The sequence below is a fragment of the Bradyrhizobium sp. WSM471 genome, assembly GCF_000244915.1.
GTDB lineage: Bacteria > Pseudomonadota > Alphaproteobacteria > Rhizobiales > Xanthobacteraceae > Bradyrhizobium.
Window position 1 is genome coordinate 5,896,270 of record NZ_CM001442.1, and the last position, 16,931, is coordinate 5,913,200.

Annotated in this window: 12 protein-coding genes; 8 read left to right on the plus strand and 4 right to left on the minus strand. The window is 66.0% G+C overall.

Features of this window, described 5'->3' with window-relative positions; genetic code table 11:
* Positions 1-2 precede the first annotated feature (2 nt).
* The 3 genes from hutU to hutI are packed head-to-tail and all read right to left on the minus strand — an operon-like array spanning position 3 to position 4,454.
* The gene (hutU, locus tag BRA471DRAFT_RS26845) at positions 3-1,670 is read right to left on the minus strand and encodes a urocanate hydratase (RefSeq protein WP_007613005.1); all 1,668 of its coding nucleotides are present in this window, start codon (positions 1,668-1,670) and stop codon (positions 3-5) included.
* A gap of 13 nt (positions 1,671-1,683) precedes the next feature.
* Entirely contained in the window at positions 1,684-3,243 is a 1,560-nt protein-coding gene (gene hutH, locus BRA471DRAFT_RS26850; protein WP_007613006.1) for a histidine ammonia-lyase, read from the minus strand.
* Positions 3,240-4,454, minus strand: coding sequence for an imidazolonepropionase (gene hutI / locus BRA471DRAFT_RS26855; protein ID WP_007613008.1), 1,215 nt, complete (start codon positions 4,452-4,454; stop codon positions 3,240-3,242). Before hutI ends, hutH begins: the two co-directional genes overlap by 4 nt.
* Positions 4,455-4,553: 99 nt before the next feature.
* On the opposite strand from hutI, the gene BRA471DRAFT_RS26860 reads away from it, so the two are divergent.
* The 7 genes from BRA471DRAFT_RS26860 (at position 4,554) to BRA471DRAFT_RS26890 (ending at position 12,786) form a co-directional block, all read left to right on the plus strand.
* Complete coding sequence (locus BRA471DRAFT_RS26860; RefSeq protein WP_007613011.1) at positions 4,554-5,912, plus strand: formimidoylglutamate deiminase; 1,359 nt, start codon at positions 4,554-4,556, stop codon at positions 5,910-5,912.
* Complete coding sequence (gene hutC / locus BRA471DRAFT_RS26865) at positions 5,909-6,637, plus strand: histidine utilization repressor (protein WP_007613013.1); 729 nt, start codon at positions 5,909-5,911, stop codon at positions 6,635-6,637. Before BRA471DRAFT_RS26860 ends, hutC begins: the two co-directional genes overlap by 4 nt.
* Before the next feature lie 106 nt (positions 6,638-6,743).
* Complete coding sequence (locus BRA471DRAFT_RS26870; RefSeq protein ID WP_007613014.1) at positions 6,744-7,688, plus strand: ABC transporter substrate-binding protein; 945 nt, start codon at positions 6,744-6,746, stop codon at positions 7,686-7,688.
* Between the two features lie 73 nt (positions 7,689-7,761).
* On the plus strand, positions 7,762-8,535 hold the full coding sequence (locus tag BRA471DRAFT_RS26875; RefSeq protein ID WP_007613015.1) for an ABC transporter permease: 774 nt from the start codon (positions 7,762-7,764) through the stop codon (positions 8,533-8,535).
* Positions 8,532-9,317, plus strand: coding sequence for an ABC transporter ATP-binding protein (locus tag BRA471DRAFT_RS26880; protein WP_007613016.1), 786 nt, complete (start codon positions 8,532-8,534; stop codon positions 9,315-9,317). Before BRA471DRAFT_RS26875 ends, BRA471DRAFT_RS26880 begins: the two co-directional genes overlap by 4 nt.
* Positions 9,310-10,542 (plus strand): Zn-dependent hydrolase, encoded by a 1,233-nt coding sequence (locus BRA471DRAFT_RS26885; RefSeq protein ID WP_007613021.1) that lies wholly within the window; start codon positions 9,310-9,312, stop codon positions 10,540-10,542. The genes BRA471DRAFT_RS26880 and BRA471DRAFT_RS26885 overlap by 8 nt, the downstream gene beginning before the upstream one ends.
* Before the next feature lie 1,104 nt (positions 10,543-11,646).
* The gene (locus BRA471DRAFT_RS26890) at positions 11,647-12,786 is read left to right on the plus strand and encodes an MFS transporter (RefSeq protein ID WP_007613023.1); all 1,140 of its coding nucleotides are present in this window, start codon (positions 11,647-11,649) and stop codon (positions 12,784-12,786) included.
* Between the two features lie 6 nt (positions 12,787-12,792).
* On the opposite strand, the gene BRA471DRAFT_RS26895 is transcribed toward BRA471DRAFT_RS26890, so the two are convergent.
* A complete protein-coding gene (locus BRA471DRAFT_RS26895) occupies positions 12,793-13,782 on the minus strand; it encodes a tripartite tricarboxylate transporter substrate binding protein (RefSeq protein WP_007613025.1) in 990 nt (329 codons plus the stop codon).
* Positions 13,783-14,078: 296 nt separating this feature from the next.
* On the opposite strand from BRA471DRAFT_RS26895, the gene BRA471DRAFT_RS26900 reads away from it, so the two are divergent.
* Positions 14,079-16,919 carry a winged helix-turn-helix domain-containing protein gene (locus tag BRA471DRAFT_RS26900; protein ID WP_007613026.1) on the plus strand — a complete coding sequence of 947 codons (2,841 nt, stop codon included), beginning with the start codon at positions 14,079-14,081 and terminating at the stop codon, positions 16,917-16,919.
* Positions 16,920-16,931 lie beyond the last annotated feature (12 nt).

Sequence of the window (16,931 nt, forward strand, 5' to 3'; positions counted from 1 at the left end):
GCCTAGCGCAGGCTCGGCAGGTCGAGCCCCTTGTCGCGGGCGCAGCCGATCGCGGTGTCGTAGCCCGCGTCGGCGTGGCGCATGACGCCGCTGGCAGGATCGTTCCAGAGCACGCGCGCGATGCGCTTCGCCGCTTCCGGCGTACCGTCGGCGACGATCACCATGCCGGCATGCTGGGAATAGCCGATGCCGACGCCGCCGCCGTGATGCAGCGACACCCAGGTCGCGCCGCTGGCACAATTGAGCAGCGCGTTGAGCAAGGGCCAGTCGGACACAGCGTCCGACCCGTCCTTCATCGCTTCGGTTTCGCGGTTGGGGCTCGCCACCGAGCCGCTGTCGAGATGATCGCGGCCGATCACGATGGGTGCCTTCAATTCGCCGCGCGCCACCATCTCGTTGAAGGCAAGGCCCAGGCGATCGCGATCGCCGAGCCCAACCCAGCAGATCCGCGCCGGCAGGCCCTGGAATTTGATGCGCTCCCTGGCCATGTCGAGCCAATTGTGCAGGTGCTTGTCGTCAGGCATCAGCTCCTTGACCTTGGCGTCGGTCTTGAAGATGTCCTCGGGATCGCCCGACAGCGCGGCCCAGCGGAACGGCCCGACGCCGCGGCAGAACAAGGGACGGATATAAGCAGGGACGAAGCCGGGGAAATCGAAGGCATTCTTCAGGCCCATGTCCTGCGCCATCTGGCGGATGTTGTTGCCGTAGTCGAGCGTCGGGATGCCTTGCGCATGGAAATCCAGCATGGCCTGGACGTGCTCGACCATCGAGATCTTCGAGGCGCGCTCCACGGCCTTGGGGTCGGCGGCGCGCTTGGCTTCCCACTCGGCGAGCGTCCAGCCCTTCGGCAAATAGCCGTTGATCGGATCGTGCGCGCTGGTCTGATCGGTGACGATGTCGGGCCTGACACCGCGGCGGACCAGCTCGGGAAAAATCTCCGCGGCATTGCCGAGCAGGCCGACCGAGACCGCCTTCTTCGTCTTCGCCGCCTCCGCCATGATCGCAAGCGCCTCGTCGAGCGTTGTGGCCTGGCGATCGAGATAACCGGTGCGCAGACGCATCTCGATACGGCTCGGCTGGCATTCGACCGCCAGCATCGAGGCCCCCGCCATGGTCGCAGCCAGCGGCTGCGCGCCGCCCATGCCGCCGAGACCGGCGGTCAGAATCCATTTGCCGGCGAGGCTGCCGCCATAGTGGCGACGCCCGATCTCGACAAACGTCTCGTAGGTGCCCTGCACGATGCCCTGGCTGCCGATATAGATCCAGGAACCCGCCGTCATCTGGCCGTACATCATCAGGCCCTTGCGATCGAGCTCGTTGAAATGATCGAGCGTCGCCCAGTGCGGCACGATGTTGGAGTTGGCAATCAGGACGCGCGGCGCGTCGGCATGGGTGCGGAACACGCCGACCGGCTTGCCGGACTGGACCAGCAGCGTCTGGTCGTCCTCGAGCTCGCGCAGCGAAGCAACGATCCGGTCGAAGCTCTCCCAGTCACGTGCGGCGCGGCCGATGCCGCCATAGACGACGAGCTCGCTCGGACGTTCTGCAACATCGGGATCGAGATTATTCATGAGCATGCGCAAGGGCGCTTCCGTCAACCAGCTCTTGGCGCTGATTTCGCTGCCGCGTGGCGCGCGGATGGTGCGGTCATTGTCCAGTCGGCGGTTCATGCGGAGCACCTCGTCAGGCAAGTGTCGGAAACGGGTCAGTTGAAAGTACGGCGAGCGCCGCAGCCGGCAGCGCATCGGCTTCGACCAGCGCGGCAGCCTTGGCGAGATCGCCGGCCATGTAGCGATCGGCGCCAAGCGGCGACACCTGCTCGCGCAGCGCGGCGATGACGGCGGCGAGCGGCGCGCTGGTTGCATGCGGCGCGCGCAGCGTGATGCCCTGGGCGGCGACTAGCAGCTCGATGCCCAGGATGGTGGCGAGATTGTCCGCCATGTCAGACAGGCGCCGTGCAGCATGCGCGGCCATCGAGACATGATCTTCCTGGTTGGCACTGGTCGGCGTTGAATCGATCGAACAGGCGGCCGCGCGCTGCTTGTTCTCGGCATAGAGCGCGGCCGCCGTCACCTCGGCAATCATGAAGCCAGAATTGATACCGGGATCGGGAGTGAGGAACGGCGGCAGGCCGAAATTGAGCGCGGGATCGACCAGCGTCGCAATGCGCCGCTCGCTGATCGCGCCGATCTCCGACAGCGCCAGCGCGATGGCATCCGCGGCAAAGGCCACCGGTTCGGCGTGGAAATTGCCGCCGGAGACGATCTCGCCGGTCTCGACCAGGACGAGCGGATTGTCGGTGACGGCATTGGCCTCGACGATCAGCGTCCGTGCCGCCTGCACGATCAGGTCGAGCGCCGCGCCAGCGACCTGCGGTTGGCAGCGCAGGCAATAGGGATCCTGCACGCGCTCGTCGCCTTCGAGATGCGACAGGCGGATGTCGTTGCCCTCGAGCAGCGCCATCAGGGTTGCCGCCGCCGCGATCTGGCCGGAATGGCCGCGCAACGCCTGGATTTCGGGGCGGAACGGCGCCGTCGAGGCCATCGCCGCATCGACCGACAGCGCGCCGGTGACGAGCGCGGCGCGCGCCAGGCGAAATGCGCGCAGCACGCCGGAGACGGCGTAGGCGGTGGAAAATTGCGTGCCGTTGATCAGCGCGAGCCCTTCCTTTGGCCCGAGCGTCAGTGGCGGCAGGCCGGCTGCAGCGAGCGCGTCGCTACCCGACACGATCTTGCCGCCGACGAAGGCCTGCCCTTCGCCGATCATCACGGCGGTCATATGCGCGAGCGGCGCGAGATCGCCGGAAGCGCCAACCGAACCTTGCTGCGGCACCAGCGGTGAGACGTGCCGGGCTAGCATGGCCTGCAACTGCTCGATCACCTCGCGGCGCACGCCAGAGGCGCCGCGCCCGAGCGAGATGATCTTCAGCGCCATCATCAGGCGGACGATCGGTTCGGGGGTCGCCGGGCCGACGCCGCAGCAATGCGAGACGATGAGATTGCGCTGGAGCAGCGCGGTCTGGTCGGGCGGAATGCGCTTCGAGGCAAGTTTTCCGAAGCCGGTGTTGATCCCGTACACGGGAGCATCGGCTCGCGCGGCCCCTGCAACGATCTCTGCGGCCGCGTCGACGCGCGGCCAGAACGAGGGATCGAGAACGACTGATGCGCCTTCGAGTACGCGTGCGAGATCGTCGAGGCTGACCGCCCCCGGCTTGACGACGATCGCCGCGCCCGACTCCGTCAATGTCCCCTCCACACCCGGCGGTGCAGCGGATTGAAGCCGATGCGGTAGACCAGCTCGGCGGGGCGCTCGATGTCCCAGATCGCAAGGTCGCACCATTTGCCGGCCTCTAACGTGCCGGTATCGTCGAGCACGCCGAGCGCTCGCGCGCCTTCGCGAGTGACCCCGGCAAGGCACTCGGCCACATTCATCCGGAACAGCGTCGCGCCCATGTTCATGGCGAGGAGGAGCGACGTCAGCGGCGAGCTGCCCGGATTGCAGTCGGTCGCGAGCGCCATGGCAACCCCGTGCTTGCGGAACGCTTCGACCGGCGGTTTTTGCGTCTCACGGATGAAGTAGAAGGCGCCGGGCAGCAGCACGGCCACCGTTTTAGCTTTTGCCATCGCCGCTGCACCGGCTTCGTCGGTGTGCTCGAGGTGATCGGCCGAGAGCGCCGAGAATTTCGCGGCGAGCGCAGCGCCGCCGAGGTTCGAGAGCTGGTCGGCATGCAGCTTGACCGGCAGTCCAAGCCGGCTCGCGGTCTCGAACACCCGTGCGGTCTGTTCTCCGGAAAATGCGATACCCTCCATGAAGGCATCGACGGCATCGGCGAGGCCCGCCTTCGCGACCGCCGGCAACATCTCCCTGCAGACGAGATCGATGTAGCGATCCTTGTCGCCATCGGCTTCGATCGGCAGCGCATGCGCGCCGAGGAAGGATGTGCGGATCGCGACCGGCCGCTGCCGGCCGAGGCTTCGGGCGGCGGCCAGCTGCCGCATCTCGGTCTCGGTGTCCAAGCCGTAGCCTGACTTGATCTCGACCGTTGTGGCACCCTCGGCAATCAGCGCATCGAGCCGCGGCAGCGCGTGTACTATGAGTTCGGCCTCGCTTGCCTTGCGCGTCGCTGCCACCGTCGAGACGATGCCGCCGCCGGCGCGCGCGATCTCCTCGTAGCTCGCGCCCTTCAGGCGCAGCTCGAATTCCTGGGCGCGGTTGCCGCCATAGACCAGATGAGTGTGACAATCGACGAGACCGGGCGTGATCCAGCGCCCCTCGCAATCGATCCGGTCGGCTGCATCGGCACTCGCCGGAAAATCGGTCTGCGCACCCGCATAGACGATACGGCCGCCGCGCGCGGCGATCACGCCGTGCTCGATCTCGCCGGGATCGGGACCGTCGGCCCGCATCGTGGCGAGCCGGGCGTTATGCCAGATCCGGTCGAAGCGCTCTGCCATGCAACTGCCCCTTCGCGGATGCCCCTGCGCCCTGGGATGCTTGACTTATATGTCTAGACATATAATCGTGTCGCGGTTCTGTCCAGCCGGCATGGAAACATGACACGACTGCATTTCGCCTCCGCGCTCCTGCCCTCGGGCTGGGCCAATGACGTGCAGGTGGTGATCACCGGCGGCGCGATCGCCGAGGTGACGCCGGGCGTGGCGCCGACCTCCGGCGACGAACGCCGCGGCCTTGCGCTTCCGGGACTTGCGAGCCTGCACAGCCACGCCTTCCAGCGCGGCATGGCGGGTCTCGCGGAGCTGCGCGGCGACAGCACCGACACCTTCTGGACCTGGCGCGAGACGATGTACCGCTTCGCGCTGGCGATGACGCCTGACGACGTCGCAGCGGTCGCGACACTGCTTTATGTCGAGATGCTGGAGCAGGGTTTTACCCGCGTCGGCGAATTCCATTATCTGCATCATGATCGCGACGGCTCGCCCTACGCCGACATCGCCGAAATGGCCGCACGGATTGCGCAGGCCGCCGAAGCCTCGGGAATTGCGCTGACGTTGCTGCCGAGTTTTTATGCGCATGGCTCGTTTGGGGGCGCAGCACCGCACGCCGGCCAGCGCCGCTTCATCTGTAGCGTTGACCAATTTTCCGCGCTGATGGATGCGTCGCGCAGGGCGATCGCAACATTGCCGGATGCCAACATTGGCATCGCGCCGCACAGCTTGCGCGCGGTGGCGCCGGACGAACTTGGAGCGATCATTCCGCTTGCTGAGGGCGGCCCGATCCACATTCATGCCGCCGAGCAGGTGAAGGAAATCGAGGATTGCCTGGCGTGGTCCGGGCGACGTCCGGTGCAATGGTTGCTGGAGCACGCGCCGGTCGACCGACGCTGGTGCCTCATTCACGCCACCCACACCACGGACGAGGAAGTCCGCGGCTTCGCCAAGACCGGTGCGGTCGCCGGCCTCTGCCCCGTCACCGAGGCAAGCCTGGGCGATGGCATTTTCCCGGCCCGCGAATTCGTCGGTGCCGGCGGCGCCTATGGCGTCGGCACGGATTCCAATGTGCTGGTCGGCGTCGCCGATGAGCTGCGCCAGCTCGAATATGGCCAACGGCTCAAGCACCGCGAGCGCAACGTGCTCTCGGCCGGCGCAGGCCGCTCGACGGGGCGCGCCCTGTTCGATCATGCGCTTGCGGGCGGTTCGCGGGCACTGGCACAGATGTCAGTCGGTCTCACGCCAGGGGCGCGCGCCGACATCGTCACGCTCGACATCACGCATCCCTCGCTGGCGGGGCGCGCGCACGACGCCGTCATCGACGGCTGGATCTTTGCCGCGGGCAGCGGCGCGATTGACTGCGTCTGGGCCGGCGGCGACAAGGTCGTCGAAGGCGGCCGGCACAGACTGCGCCAGGCCGCGCGCGAACGCTTCAACGCATCGGTACGGAGGCTCGTTGCATGAGCCTCGCCACTGATACACACGACCAGCCGACGCTCTACAAACGGATCCGCGCCGATATCGAGAAGCGCATTCTGACCGGCGAGTGGCCCCCCGGGCATCGCATCCCGTTCGAGCACGAACTGGTCGCGCGTTACGGCTGCTCGCGCATGACCGTGAACAAGGCGCTGTCGGAGCTCGCGCAAGCCGACCTGATCGAGCGGCGGCGACGTGCCGGCTCCTTCGTCCGCCGGCCGCAACATCAGTCTGCCGTGCTCAAGATCGCCGACATGCGCGCCGAGATCACCGCGCTCGGGCGTGCTTACGGCTACGAGCTGATCGGCCGCAAGCTCCGCGCCGCGACCGCGGCCGACCGTGACCGCCTCGGTGTCAAGAAGGCCGGCAAGGTGGTCGCGATCACCTGCCGCCACAGCGCCGACGACGTGCCTTTCGCCGTCGAAGACCGGCTGATCGATCTCGCGTCGGTGCCGGATGCGGCGACCGCGGATTTTTCGCGTGAACCGCCCGGCTCGTGGCTGCTTCACCATGTGCCATGGACAGAGGCCGAGCATACGATCAGCGCTATCGTTGCGGACGATCGCACGGCCGAAGCGCTCGACATCGCCGTCGGCGCGCCCTGCCTCGTGATCGACCGCTATACCTGGCGCAGCGCGCGCACGATCACCGCGGTGCGGCTGCTCTATCCCGGTGACTCTCACCGCCTTGTCGCCCGATTCAAGGGAGGCTGAGAGGACGATGTCGGCACAAATCGTGCAACGTTTCGGGCAGCGGTCCACGCGGACCGACCAAGATCAACAGGACGTCAATCCATCGATCGGCAAGAGGACGACAATCATGCGTAGTTCGAAAGTATTTGCGGCAGTCATTGCGCTTACGGTCTCCACCCCCGTGCTCGCCGACGACGTCAAGGTCGGCGTCGGTATCTCCGGATGGACCGGCTTCGCGCCGCTGACCCTGGCGAAGGAGGCCGGCATCTTCAAAAAGAACGGCCTCGACGTCACCATCAAGAAGATTCCGCAGAAGGATCGCCATCTGGCAATCGCGTCCGGCGACGTCCAGTGCGCGGCAACGACCGTGGAGACCTGGATCTCCTGGAACGCCAACGGCGTCGCGACCAAGCAGATCTTCCAGCTCGACAAGAGCTACGGCGCCGACGGCATGGCCGTGCGCAACGATCTCGCCGCGATCAAGGATCTGAAGGGCAAGACGGTTGCTGCTTCCGCGCCCGGCACCTCGCCCTATTTCGCGCTGGCCTGGATGCTCAAGAAGAACGGCCTGTCGGTGAAGGACGTCACCGTCGTGAACCTCGAGCCGGCCGCCGCCGCGCAGGCCTTCGTCTCCGGCCAGAACGATGCCGCGATGACCTATGAGCCGTATCTGTCGACGGTTCGTGCCGCCCCCGACAAGGGCAAGATCATCGCCACCACGCTCGACTATCCGATGGTCATGGACACGTTCGGCTGCACACCGAAATTCCTCACCGAGAACCCGAAGGCCGCCAAGGCGCTCGCCGACAGCTATTTCGAGGCCCTCGACATGATCGCCAAGGACCAGGCCAAGGCCTACGAGATCATGGGCGCCGACGTGAAGCAGACCGGCGAGGCGTTCGGCAACTCGGCGAAGTATCTGCGCTGGCAGGACAAGGCCGCGAACCAGAAATTCTTCGCCGGCGATTTCCTGACCTTCAACAAGGAGGCCGCCGACCTCCTGCTGGAGATCGGCATCATCAAGGCCGCGCCGAAGGTCGAGGATCTCTTCGACGCCAGCTACATCAAGTAAATCTCCCAGGAGCCGCCGGCCCCGTCTCGCGGCGGGGCCGGCAAACTTGTTCACCGCCCGGATAGACAGTTTGATGCGTCCCCTCGATCCCGTGACGTCAAGGCAGCGCGTGGCTTACGGCCTTGCGTTCTTCGTGGTGTTCGTTGCCCTCTGGTCCTGGGCGACCTTCGGCGGCCACGTGTCGAAAGTGTTCCTCGCCAACCCGCTGACCATGGTGCAGGAAGGCGTCGATCTGATCATCAAACAGGGCTTCCTGGTCGACATCGGCATGACGATCTGGCGCGTCGTCGGCGGCTTCGTGCTGGCCGCACTCATCGCCGTGCCGTTCGGCGTGCTGATGGGCGCCTACAAGCCGGTCGAGGCGTTCCTCGAACCGTTCGTCTCCTTTGCGCGCTATCTGCCGGCCTCCGCCTTCATTCCCCTCCTGATCCTGTGGGCCGGCATCGGCGAACTGCAGAAGCTGCTCGTCATCTTCATCGGCTCGGTGTTCCAGATCATCCTGATGATCGCGGTCACCGTCGGCACGACGCGGCGCGATCTGGTCGAGGCGGCCTATACGCTGGGGGCCAGCGACCGCGGCATCATCCGCCGCGTGCTGTTGCCCTCCTCCGCGCCGGAGATTGCCGAGATCCTGCGGCTGGTGCTGGGCTGGGCCTGGACCTACGTCATCGTCGCCGAACTGATCGGCTCCTCCTCCGGCATCGGCCACATGATCACCGACAGCCAGGCGCTGCTCAACACCGGCCAGATCATCTTCGGCATCATCGTGATCGGGCTGATCGGCCTCGTCTCGGACTTCCTGTTCAAGGCGTTCAACGCGTGGCTGTTTCCCTGGAGGCTCGCATGACGATCCTCAAGATCGAACAGGTCTCGCGAACCTTTCCCGCGCGCCACGGCAACGCCCCGACCAAGGCGCTGGAGCCGACCGACCTTGTGATCGGCAACAACGACTTCGTCACCATCCTCGGCCCTTCCGGCTGCGGCAAGTCCACGCTGCTTCGCATCGTCGCCGGCCTCGATCGCCCGACCGGCGGACGCGTGGTGCTCGATGGACGCGAGGTGACCGGCCCCGGCGCCGACCGCGGCATGGTGTTCCAGTCCTACACGCTGTTTCCCTGGCTGACCGTGCGCGAGAACATCGCCTTCGGCCTGCGCGAGCGTGGCATGCCCGAGGCGGAGCGAAACAAGGTCGCCGATGCCTTCATCCGCCAGGTCGGTCTGTCCGGCTTCGAGAAGCATTGGCCAAAACAGCTCTCCGGCGGCATGCAGCAGCGCACCGCGATCGCACGCGCGCTCGCCAATGACCCCAAGATCCTGCTGCTCGACGAGCCCTTCGGCGCGCTCGACAACCAGACCCGCGCCCTGATGCAGGAGATGCTGCTCGGGATCTGGGAGCGCGACCAGAAGACCGTGCTGTTCGTGACCCACGACATCGAGGAAGCGATCTTCCTCGGCAGCCGCGTCATCGTCATGAGCGCGCGTCCCGGCCGCATCAAGGCCGAGATCAACGTGAACCTGCCGCATCCGCGGTCCTACAAGATCAAGACCACGCCCGAATTCGTCCAGTTGAAGGAACGGCTGGTCGAGGAGATCCGCACCGAGGCGTTGAAGGTTGCCGAACATGCCTGACTCTTTTTCGCGCGCAAACGGGATGCGCGTTCTCGCCGATCTCAATGCGCTCCGTGCCATCGGCGCCTACAAGACCGGCGTACACAAGCCGACCTTCTCCGAGCCGCACAAGCTTTCGCTGGATTGGCTGGTGCAGAATCTGCCCGACGCGGGCCTCACCGCCGCGATCGACGGCATCGGCAACGTCTTCGGCACCAGCGTAAAGCCGGGACCCAAGCTGCTCGCGGGATCGCATCTCGAAAGCCAGAACTACGCCGGCTGGCTCGACGGTCCGCTCGGTGTCGTCTACGCGCTCGAAGCGGCCCGCGTGCTCAACGGCGATCCCTCGCTCAAAGGCGCGATCGAAATTGCCGCCTGGTGCGACGAGGAAGGACACTTTGGGCACTTCCTCGGGTCGCGCTCCTATGTCGGGCAAGTGACCGAGGCCGACATCGATGCCGCATGCGACCGTACCAGCGGCCGCACCATGCGGGACGCGCTCGCCGACATGGGGCTCGCAGGACGACCGCGCATCACCGCGGAGCCGGGCCGGCATGTCGGATATCTGGAAGCGCATATCGAGCAGGGCGACACGCTCGAAAGCGGCCGCCTCGCGATCGGCGTCGTCACCTCCATCGTCGGCATCTGGCAGTACCAGATCAATTTCGTCGGTGAGCAGAATCACGCCGGCACCACCCGCATGGCTGCACGGAAGGATGCCGGGCTGGCGCTGGCAAAGTTCTGCGTCGCAATCGACCAGCGTTTCCCCGATAGCTGCGGCCCGCGCACGGTCTGGACCACCGGCCGCATCACGCTCGATCCGGGCGCGCCGAGCATCATTCCGGGTGGTGCCGAAATGCTGTTCCAGATCCGCGACGACGATCCATCGGTCATCGCGCGGCTGGAGGAGTTGCTGCGCACGATGGCGAACGAGGTCGGCGCGAACGGCCCCTGCACCGTCACCGTGGAAAAACTGCGTACCGGCGCGCCGGCCATGATGAACGCGGGCATCCAGGACGCGATCGAAGCCGCGAGCAAGGCGCTGGCCGGCGGACGGTCCATCCGCATGCCCAGCGGCGCCGGCCACGACGCGCAGATGCTGGCGACAATCATGCCCGCGGGCATGCTGTTCGTGCCGTCGATCGGCGGCATCAGCCATCACTGGACCGAGAACACCGCCGACGCCGACATCGTCACCGGCGCCCAGGTGTTCGTCGACGCTTGCCGGCGGATACTTGGAGGCTAGGCTCGTGTCCCGGACGCGCTGCAACGCGCATAGCGTGTCGAAGACGCGCGTAAACGCGCTTATGGCGTTGCTGCGCAGAGCCGGGACCCAGGGGCGACACGGTACAATGCGGAGACATGGGCCCCGGCTCTGCAGCGCACCGCAAGAGCGCTGCGCTGCGTCCGGGGCGCGAGAGCGGATATTCATCGCGTTCATTTTCCAATTGCAGACACAGCTCGCAGCCTCGCGGCGCGTTTCGCCCGAGCTTTGCTTCGTCATTCCACCCTCTATTCCAAGAGGGCGCAGGGAAGGCCGGGTGCTGACCTCGCACCCGCGGTCCGCTGCGCGAAAAGCACACGCAGGAAAACCGCACAGCAGCATACAGGTGGTGCCAATCACTCGGCCTTCCCTGCGCGATGGTTGGACGGCTTATGCCGTGCTCTCCCGGGAGCCGAGTTCTCTTTGGCCTCCCTCGCCTTCGCGAAAGTCACCGGCATCGCGCCGGTTGACGCAGATGCCGCATCCGCCAGGGCTTGACCGTAGCAACGACGGCCAGGACCACACGGTTTTGCCGTACGCACGGCCCGCCATTTCGCCGCAGTTTTTCCAGCCCTGTCGACGGAGCCGGAAACTTACAGACGAGACGAACCTAACAGCGCCGCTCGTCGGAACGAAGCCATGGGCTCACGGAGAGCAATCCGCCCTGCCCTTGGCCTCTCGCACCCGAACGCTGCCGCGTCCACCGCAAGCCCGGCTCGCGAACGTGACGACCACAAGATCGCCCCTCAAGGATGAGCCGGGATGGGCGACATATACGTCATTTCCGAATTTCGGTAAAGTGGAATATTTTTACGCGGGCGGATTGACAGAGGCGCGACACAGGCGAGGTCCCGTAGCCCGGATGGAGCGCAAGCGTAATCCGGGAAGGTGCGAAACACGGCGCGAGCGGCCCCGGATTGCGCTGCGCTCCATCCGGGCTACGAAGCCTCACTCCTTGGTTCGCACTGGCGTTCCGGCCGCCCAGGGGCCGCCTGCGACACTTCGAGTCCGCCGCGGACATAAAGACGCGACAATTGCGAGGCTTGTCGATTGCCCCTGCCCTGATTCCCCCTCCCCGGAGTTCCCATGTCTTCTGCCGACAGGCCAGCGACACGCCTTGCGACCAGGCTTGCCTTCCTCGTCGCGGGCTTCGGCATCTCGTGCTGGGCACCGCTGGTGCCGTTCGCGAAGGCGAGGCTCGCCGTCGACGACGGCATCCTCGGACTGCTCCTGCTCAGCCTCGGCATCGGCTCGGTCATCGCGATGGTTCTGACCGGCGTGCTGAGCGCGCGCTATGGCAGCAAGCCGATCATCATTGCGGGCGGGCTCGCTCTTGCCCTGGTCCTGCCTCTGCTGACAATCGCGAGCTCGCCCATGACGCTGGCGCTGGCACTGCTCGCATTTGGCGCCGCGCTTGGCTCCATCGACGTCGCCATGAACATCCACGCGGTTGAGGTGGAGCGCGCCGCGGGACGTCCGCTGATGTCCGGCTTCCACGCGCTGTTCAGCATCGGCGGCTTCGCCGGGGCCGCGCTCATGACCGCACTGCTCTCGCTGCAACTCGGTGCGCTCGCTTGCACGCTGATCTGCTCCGTCCTGATGCTGATCGCGATGCTGGCAGCCTGGCCGCGGCTGCTTCGCTCCGTGCAGGTGCAGGAAGGACCGCTGTTCGTGCTGCCGCATGGCGCCGTGCTCCTGCTCGCGCTGCTTTGCGCCATCACCTTCCTGGTCGAAGGCGCGATGCTTGATTGGGGCGCGTTGCTCGTCATCGGGGCGGGTCTCGTTTCCGAAGCGCAAGGCGGGATCGGCTACATCGTGTTCTCGGTCGCGATGACGATCGGGCGGCTCGCCGGCGACGCCGTCGTCGCACGCATCGGAGACCGCACGACATTGTTCTGGGGCAGCCTGATTGCGATCGCGGGTTTCGTGGTCCTGCTCACCGCTCCCCTCGTGGCGGTCGCCGTAGGCGGCTTCCTGCTCATCGGCCTCGGCGCATCGAACCTCGTGCCGGTGCTGTTCCGCCGGGCGGCGAGGCAGACGGTGATGCCCACCGGGCTCGCCGTCGCGGCGATCACGACCGCCGGCTACGCCGGCGTTCTCGTCGGCCCCGCCGGTGTCGGCTTCGTGGCACGTCTTGGCGGATTGCCGGTGGCGTTCTGGCTCCTGACCGCGCTGATGGGCCTCGTCACGCTGACGGCGCGTATTGTTACGCGCGCCGACAGCTGAGCGGCCTCACAAATTGCTCAGCCCGATCGATTTGATCAGGGGCGCGAGGCTTGCGGATGTGGCCTCCACGATGCGCTGGAATTTGTCCGGGCTTGAATCGTCGTCCGGCTCCATGCCCTGGGCGCGATAGCTCGCCAGAAGCGCCGTATCGGCCATGGCGAGCCGCGTCGCCTGCGCGATCCGGTCGATGATCGCATCGTCGGTGTGCTTGGGTGCGAACAGACCGAACCATCCCTCATACCGGATGCCGGGCATGCCGGATTCGACGGCGGTCGGGATCTCCGGCGCGCCGCTCAGCCGCGTTTCGGTGGTGACCGCGAGCAGCCTGACTTTCCCCGCTTGGGCCAGCTGCTGCAATTGAACGGACATGACGGCAATGACGAGCGATATCTGGCCGCTGACGAGGTCGTTGGTCGCCTGCGCAATGCCCCGATAGGGCACGTGGACGATGTCCAGCGCGCCGGCCTGCTGCTTGAAGGATTCGCCGACCAGATGGTTTCCGGTGGCGATCCCCGGCGTGCCATAGGACAGCTTTCCTGGATTGGCTTTCGCATAGGTGATCAACTCGCGCAGGTTTGCGGCAGGCACCGAAGGATTGACGGCGAAAACCAATGCGCTGTTGATCAGGCGGTAGATGGCGCGGAAATCGCCAACGGAATATCCGGGATTCGCCGACGTCATGGGAATGATGACCTGAGTGCTGCCGTTGCCGAGCAGCAGCGAATAGCCGTCGGGCTCCTCACGCGCGACCGCCGCGGTCCCGATGGAGCCGCCCGCGCCGCCGATATATTCGACGAAGGTCGGCCCGAGCAGCGACGACATCTTGTCCACCCAGGGGCGCGCGATCTGGTCACCCGATCCGCCGGCTCCGTAGGGAATCACCAGGCGAATGGGACGAGACGGATAGTTGGCGGCTTGTCCGCTGCGGGGAAGCGCGGCGAGCGCCGCTGCGCTTGTCAACGCGTGCACGAACTGTCGCCGCGTGAAAGAGGCCATGCTGGAAATTCCGGAAGTCGGCAGTCAATGTGGTGGCGGGACCGGCTCCCGGACGATGCCATCGCAGCAATCCGGCATGACAGTCAATGCTCCATCTGGGCGAGCCCCGGCGTCACCGCATTGTCACATCGGCCTAACTCTTTACTTTCCAAGCGTTATTCGGCGAGCGCGCCGACCCAAGCCGTCCACGCAGGGCTGCCAGCCCTGCCCACTGCTTTCGGCCAGTTTACTGTACGCCTCGTTCTGGTAGACGAGAAAGTAATACCTTTTGACTCCCTTCGAGGGGGCGATGGCGCGTGCCAGATCATAGCGAAGACTCGGCCATTTCCTTTGGGCCATTTCGACTGTTTCCGAAGTCCCGACTCTTGGAGAAGGAGGGCTCGCCGCTTCATGTCGGCGGCCGCGCGCTCGACATTCTCATCTTCCTTGCAGGACGCCCCGGAGAAGTCGTCGACAAGAGAGAGCTCGTCAAGCGCATCTGGGCCGGCGTTAATGTCGACGAGGGCAGCCTGCGCTTTCACGTCGCGGCGCTACGCAAGGCACTCGGCGACACCGGCAAGTCGGCCCGTTACGTCGTCAACGTGCCCGGCCGAGGCTATTGTTTTGTCGCCTCGTTCGCTCAAGCAGCTGCGCCGGCCGCACCGCTCCCGGCCGAAGCCGCTCCTCCCCGCTCGCTGCCCGCTCAGCTCACGAGGATGGTCGGCCGGGAAGATGTCATCGAGAAGATCTCGAACGGACTTTCGCTCTATCGCTTCATGACCGTCGTCGGCCCGGGCGGTATCGGCAAGACCTCGGTCGCGGTCACCGTCGGGCATCGCCGTTCCCAGGATTTCGCCGGGCGAGTCTTCTTTGTCGATTTCGGTCCGCTGAGGGATGCCAGTCACATCGCGACCACCATTGCTTCGGCGCTCGGACTGACCATCAGCGCGGAGGATCCGACGCCGGCCCTGCTGACGTTTCTCAAGACCGGCCGGGCCCTTCTGATCTTCGACAGTTGCGAACATGTGCTGGACAATCTGGCGCCGCTCGTCGAGCGCATCGTTCGCGAAGCACCGCAGCTTCGTGTTCTCGCAACCAGCCGCGAGTCGTTCCGGAGCGAAGGCGAGCGGATTTTCCGGCTGTTCCCGCTGGATTGTCCGCCCGAGCGCGAAGGGCTTGCCGTCGACGAGATCCTTGCCTACCCTGCGGCTCAACTCTTCGTGGAGCGCATTGCGCAGAGCTCGGGCCCGTTCCAGCTCAGCGCGGAAGAGGCCCCCCTCGTCGCGAGCATCTGCCGGCGCCTCGACGGCATCGCGCTGGCGATCGAGCTCGCGGCGGGCCGCGTCAATGCTTACGGCATCGCCGGGACGGCAACTCTGCTCGACAGCCGCTTTTCGCTGCAATGGCGGGGACGGCGCACCGCCGTGCCACGGCACCAGACGCTCGCAGCGGCTCTCGACTGGAGCTACGACCTTCTGCCTGCCGCGGAGAGCGCCACGCTGCGACGCCTGTCGGTCTTTGCCGGGCCTTTCGCGCCGGAGGCGGCTGCGGCGGTCGCGTCCGGTGACGGCCTCAACGCATCCGAGACTCTCGAAGCAATCGACAGCCTGGTAACCAAGTCGCTAATTTCGCCGTCCGGCTCGCGGACGCTGCGCTATCGGCTGCTCGACACCACGCGCACCTATGCATACGGAAAACTCAACGAGCTCGACGAAGCCAGGCAGTTCGCGCGGCGTCATGCCGAGCATTTTCGCGATTTATTCGAGCGCGCGGAGGCCGATATTTCGACGCCGCTGCCCGAATGGCTGAGCATCTATGGCGCGGAGCTGGACAATGTGCGTGCGGCGTTGGACTGGGCGTTCGGGCCCGACGGCGAGGCGAGGCTCGGTGTCGCGCTGACGGCGGCCGCGGTCACCCTGTGGGTGCGTCTCTCGCTGTTCGCGGAATGCCGTGAGCGCAGCAGAACGGCCCTCGCGGCGCTCGGAGACACCGCCGACGACGACCGCATCCGCATGCAGCTCCTGTCGGCGCTCGGCTGGTCGCTCATGTATGGCGAGGGTCGCGCGCGGGAGGCGCGACCGATCCTCGATACGACCCTCGAGCTGGCTGACAGGCTCGACGACAAGGATTTCAGGCTGCGCGCGCTCTGGGGCTTGTGCATCGACCAGTTCAACAACGGACAGTTCGGCAAGGCCCGTGCGCTCGCCGATCGCTTTGCGAACGCAGCTGCGAACTCGTCCGACAGGACCGATGTCATGCTGGGCGACCGGCTGATGGCCGTGGCGCTGCACTATCTCGGGGATCAGAACGAGGCTCGGCTGCGCATCGACCGGGTCAATGCCTCGCTGCATGTACTGGCGGAGAAGCCGAAGATCTTCCCGCTCGATCTGAGAATCTCGACGCAATATTTTCGGGCTCGCATCCTGTGGCTTCAGGGCCTGGCCGATCAGGCACAGGCCCTCACGGCCAGAAACATCGAGGAAGGCCGCGCCAATGGCCACGCGCTGACCTTCTGCAGCGTACTCGGACAAGCCGCCTGTCCGATCGCCTTCTGGTCCGGCGATTTCGACGCCGCGGAGCGTCACGGCATCGAGCTGCTCGAACACACCGAGCGCCACGCCATCCGGCTGTGGGGCCTGTGGGCACGGGCCTTCAACGCCGCAGTCATGGTCAGGCGCGGCGACGTCACGACCGGCCTGCCGCTGCTGCGCGAGGAGCTCAATCGCGCCGGCGATGCGCGCTTCCTGCCGCGCTTTCTACCCCTGCTCGGCGAGCTCGCCGCGTGTTCCGGAGAGGCCGACCAGGTCGATCGCGGGCTCGACGTGATCGAGGATGTCCTGACCCGCTGCAACGACCGGCAGGAGCTCTGGTATCTGCCGGAGCTGATCCGCATCAAGGGAGAGTTGATGCTCAGGAGCGCCCGGCATTCAGAGGATGCCGAGACGGGCTTTCGCGAGGCCATGGACATTGCCGTCCAGCAAGGCGCGCGCTTCTGGGAGCTGCGAAGCGCGGTCAGCCTGGCGCGGTTGATGATCGGGGCTGGCCAGAGCGCGAACGCTCTGGCGGTTCTCGATCATGTCTGCGGAGCGTTTGCCGAGGGCTCAGACTTCGTCGATATGCGCGTTGCCCGCGATCTGGTCGCGCAATTGCGAACCTGAACGCGCGCTCAC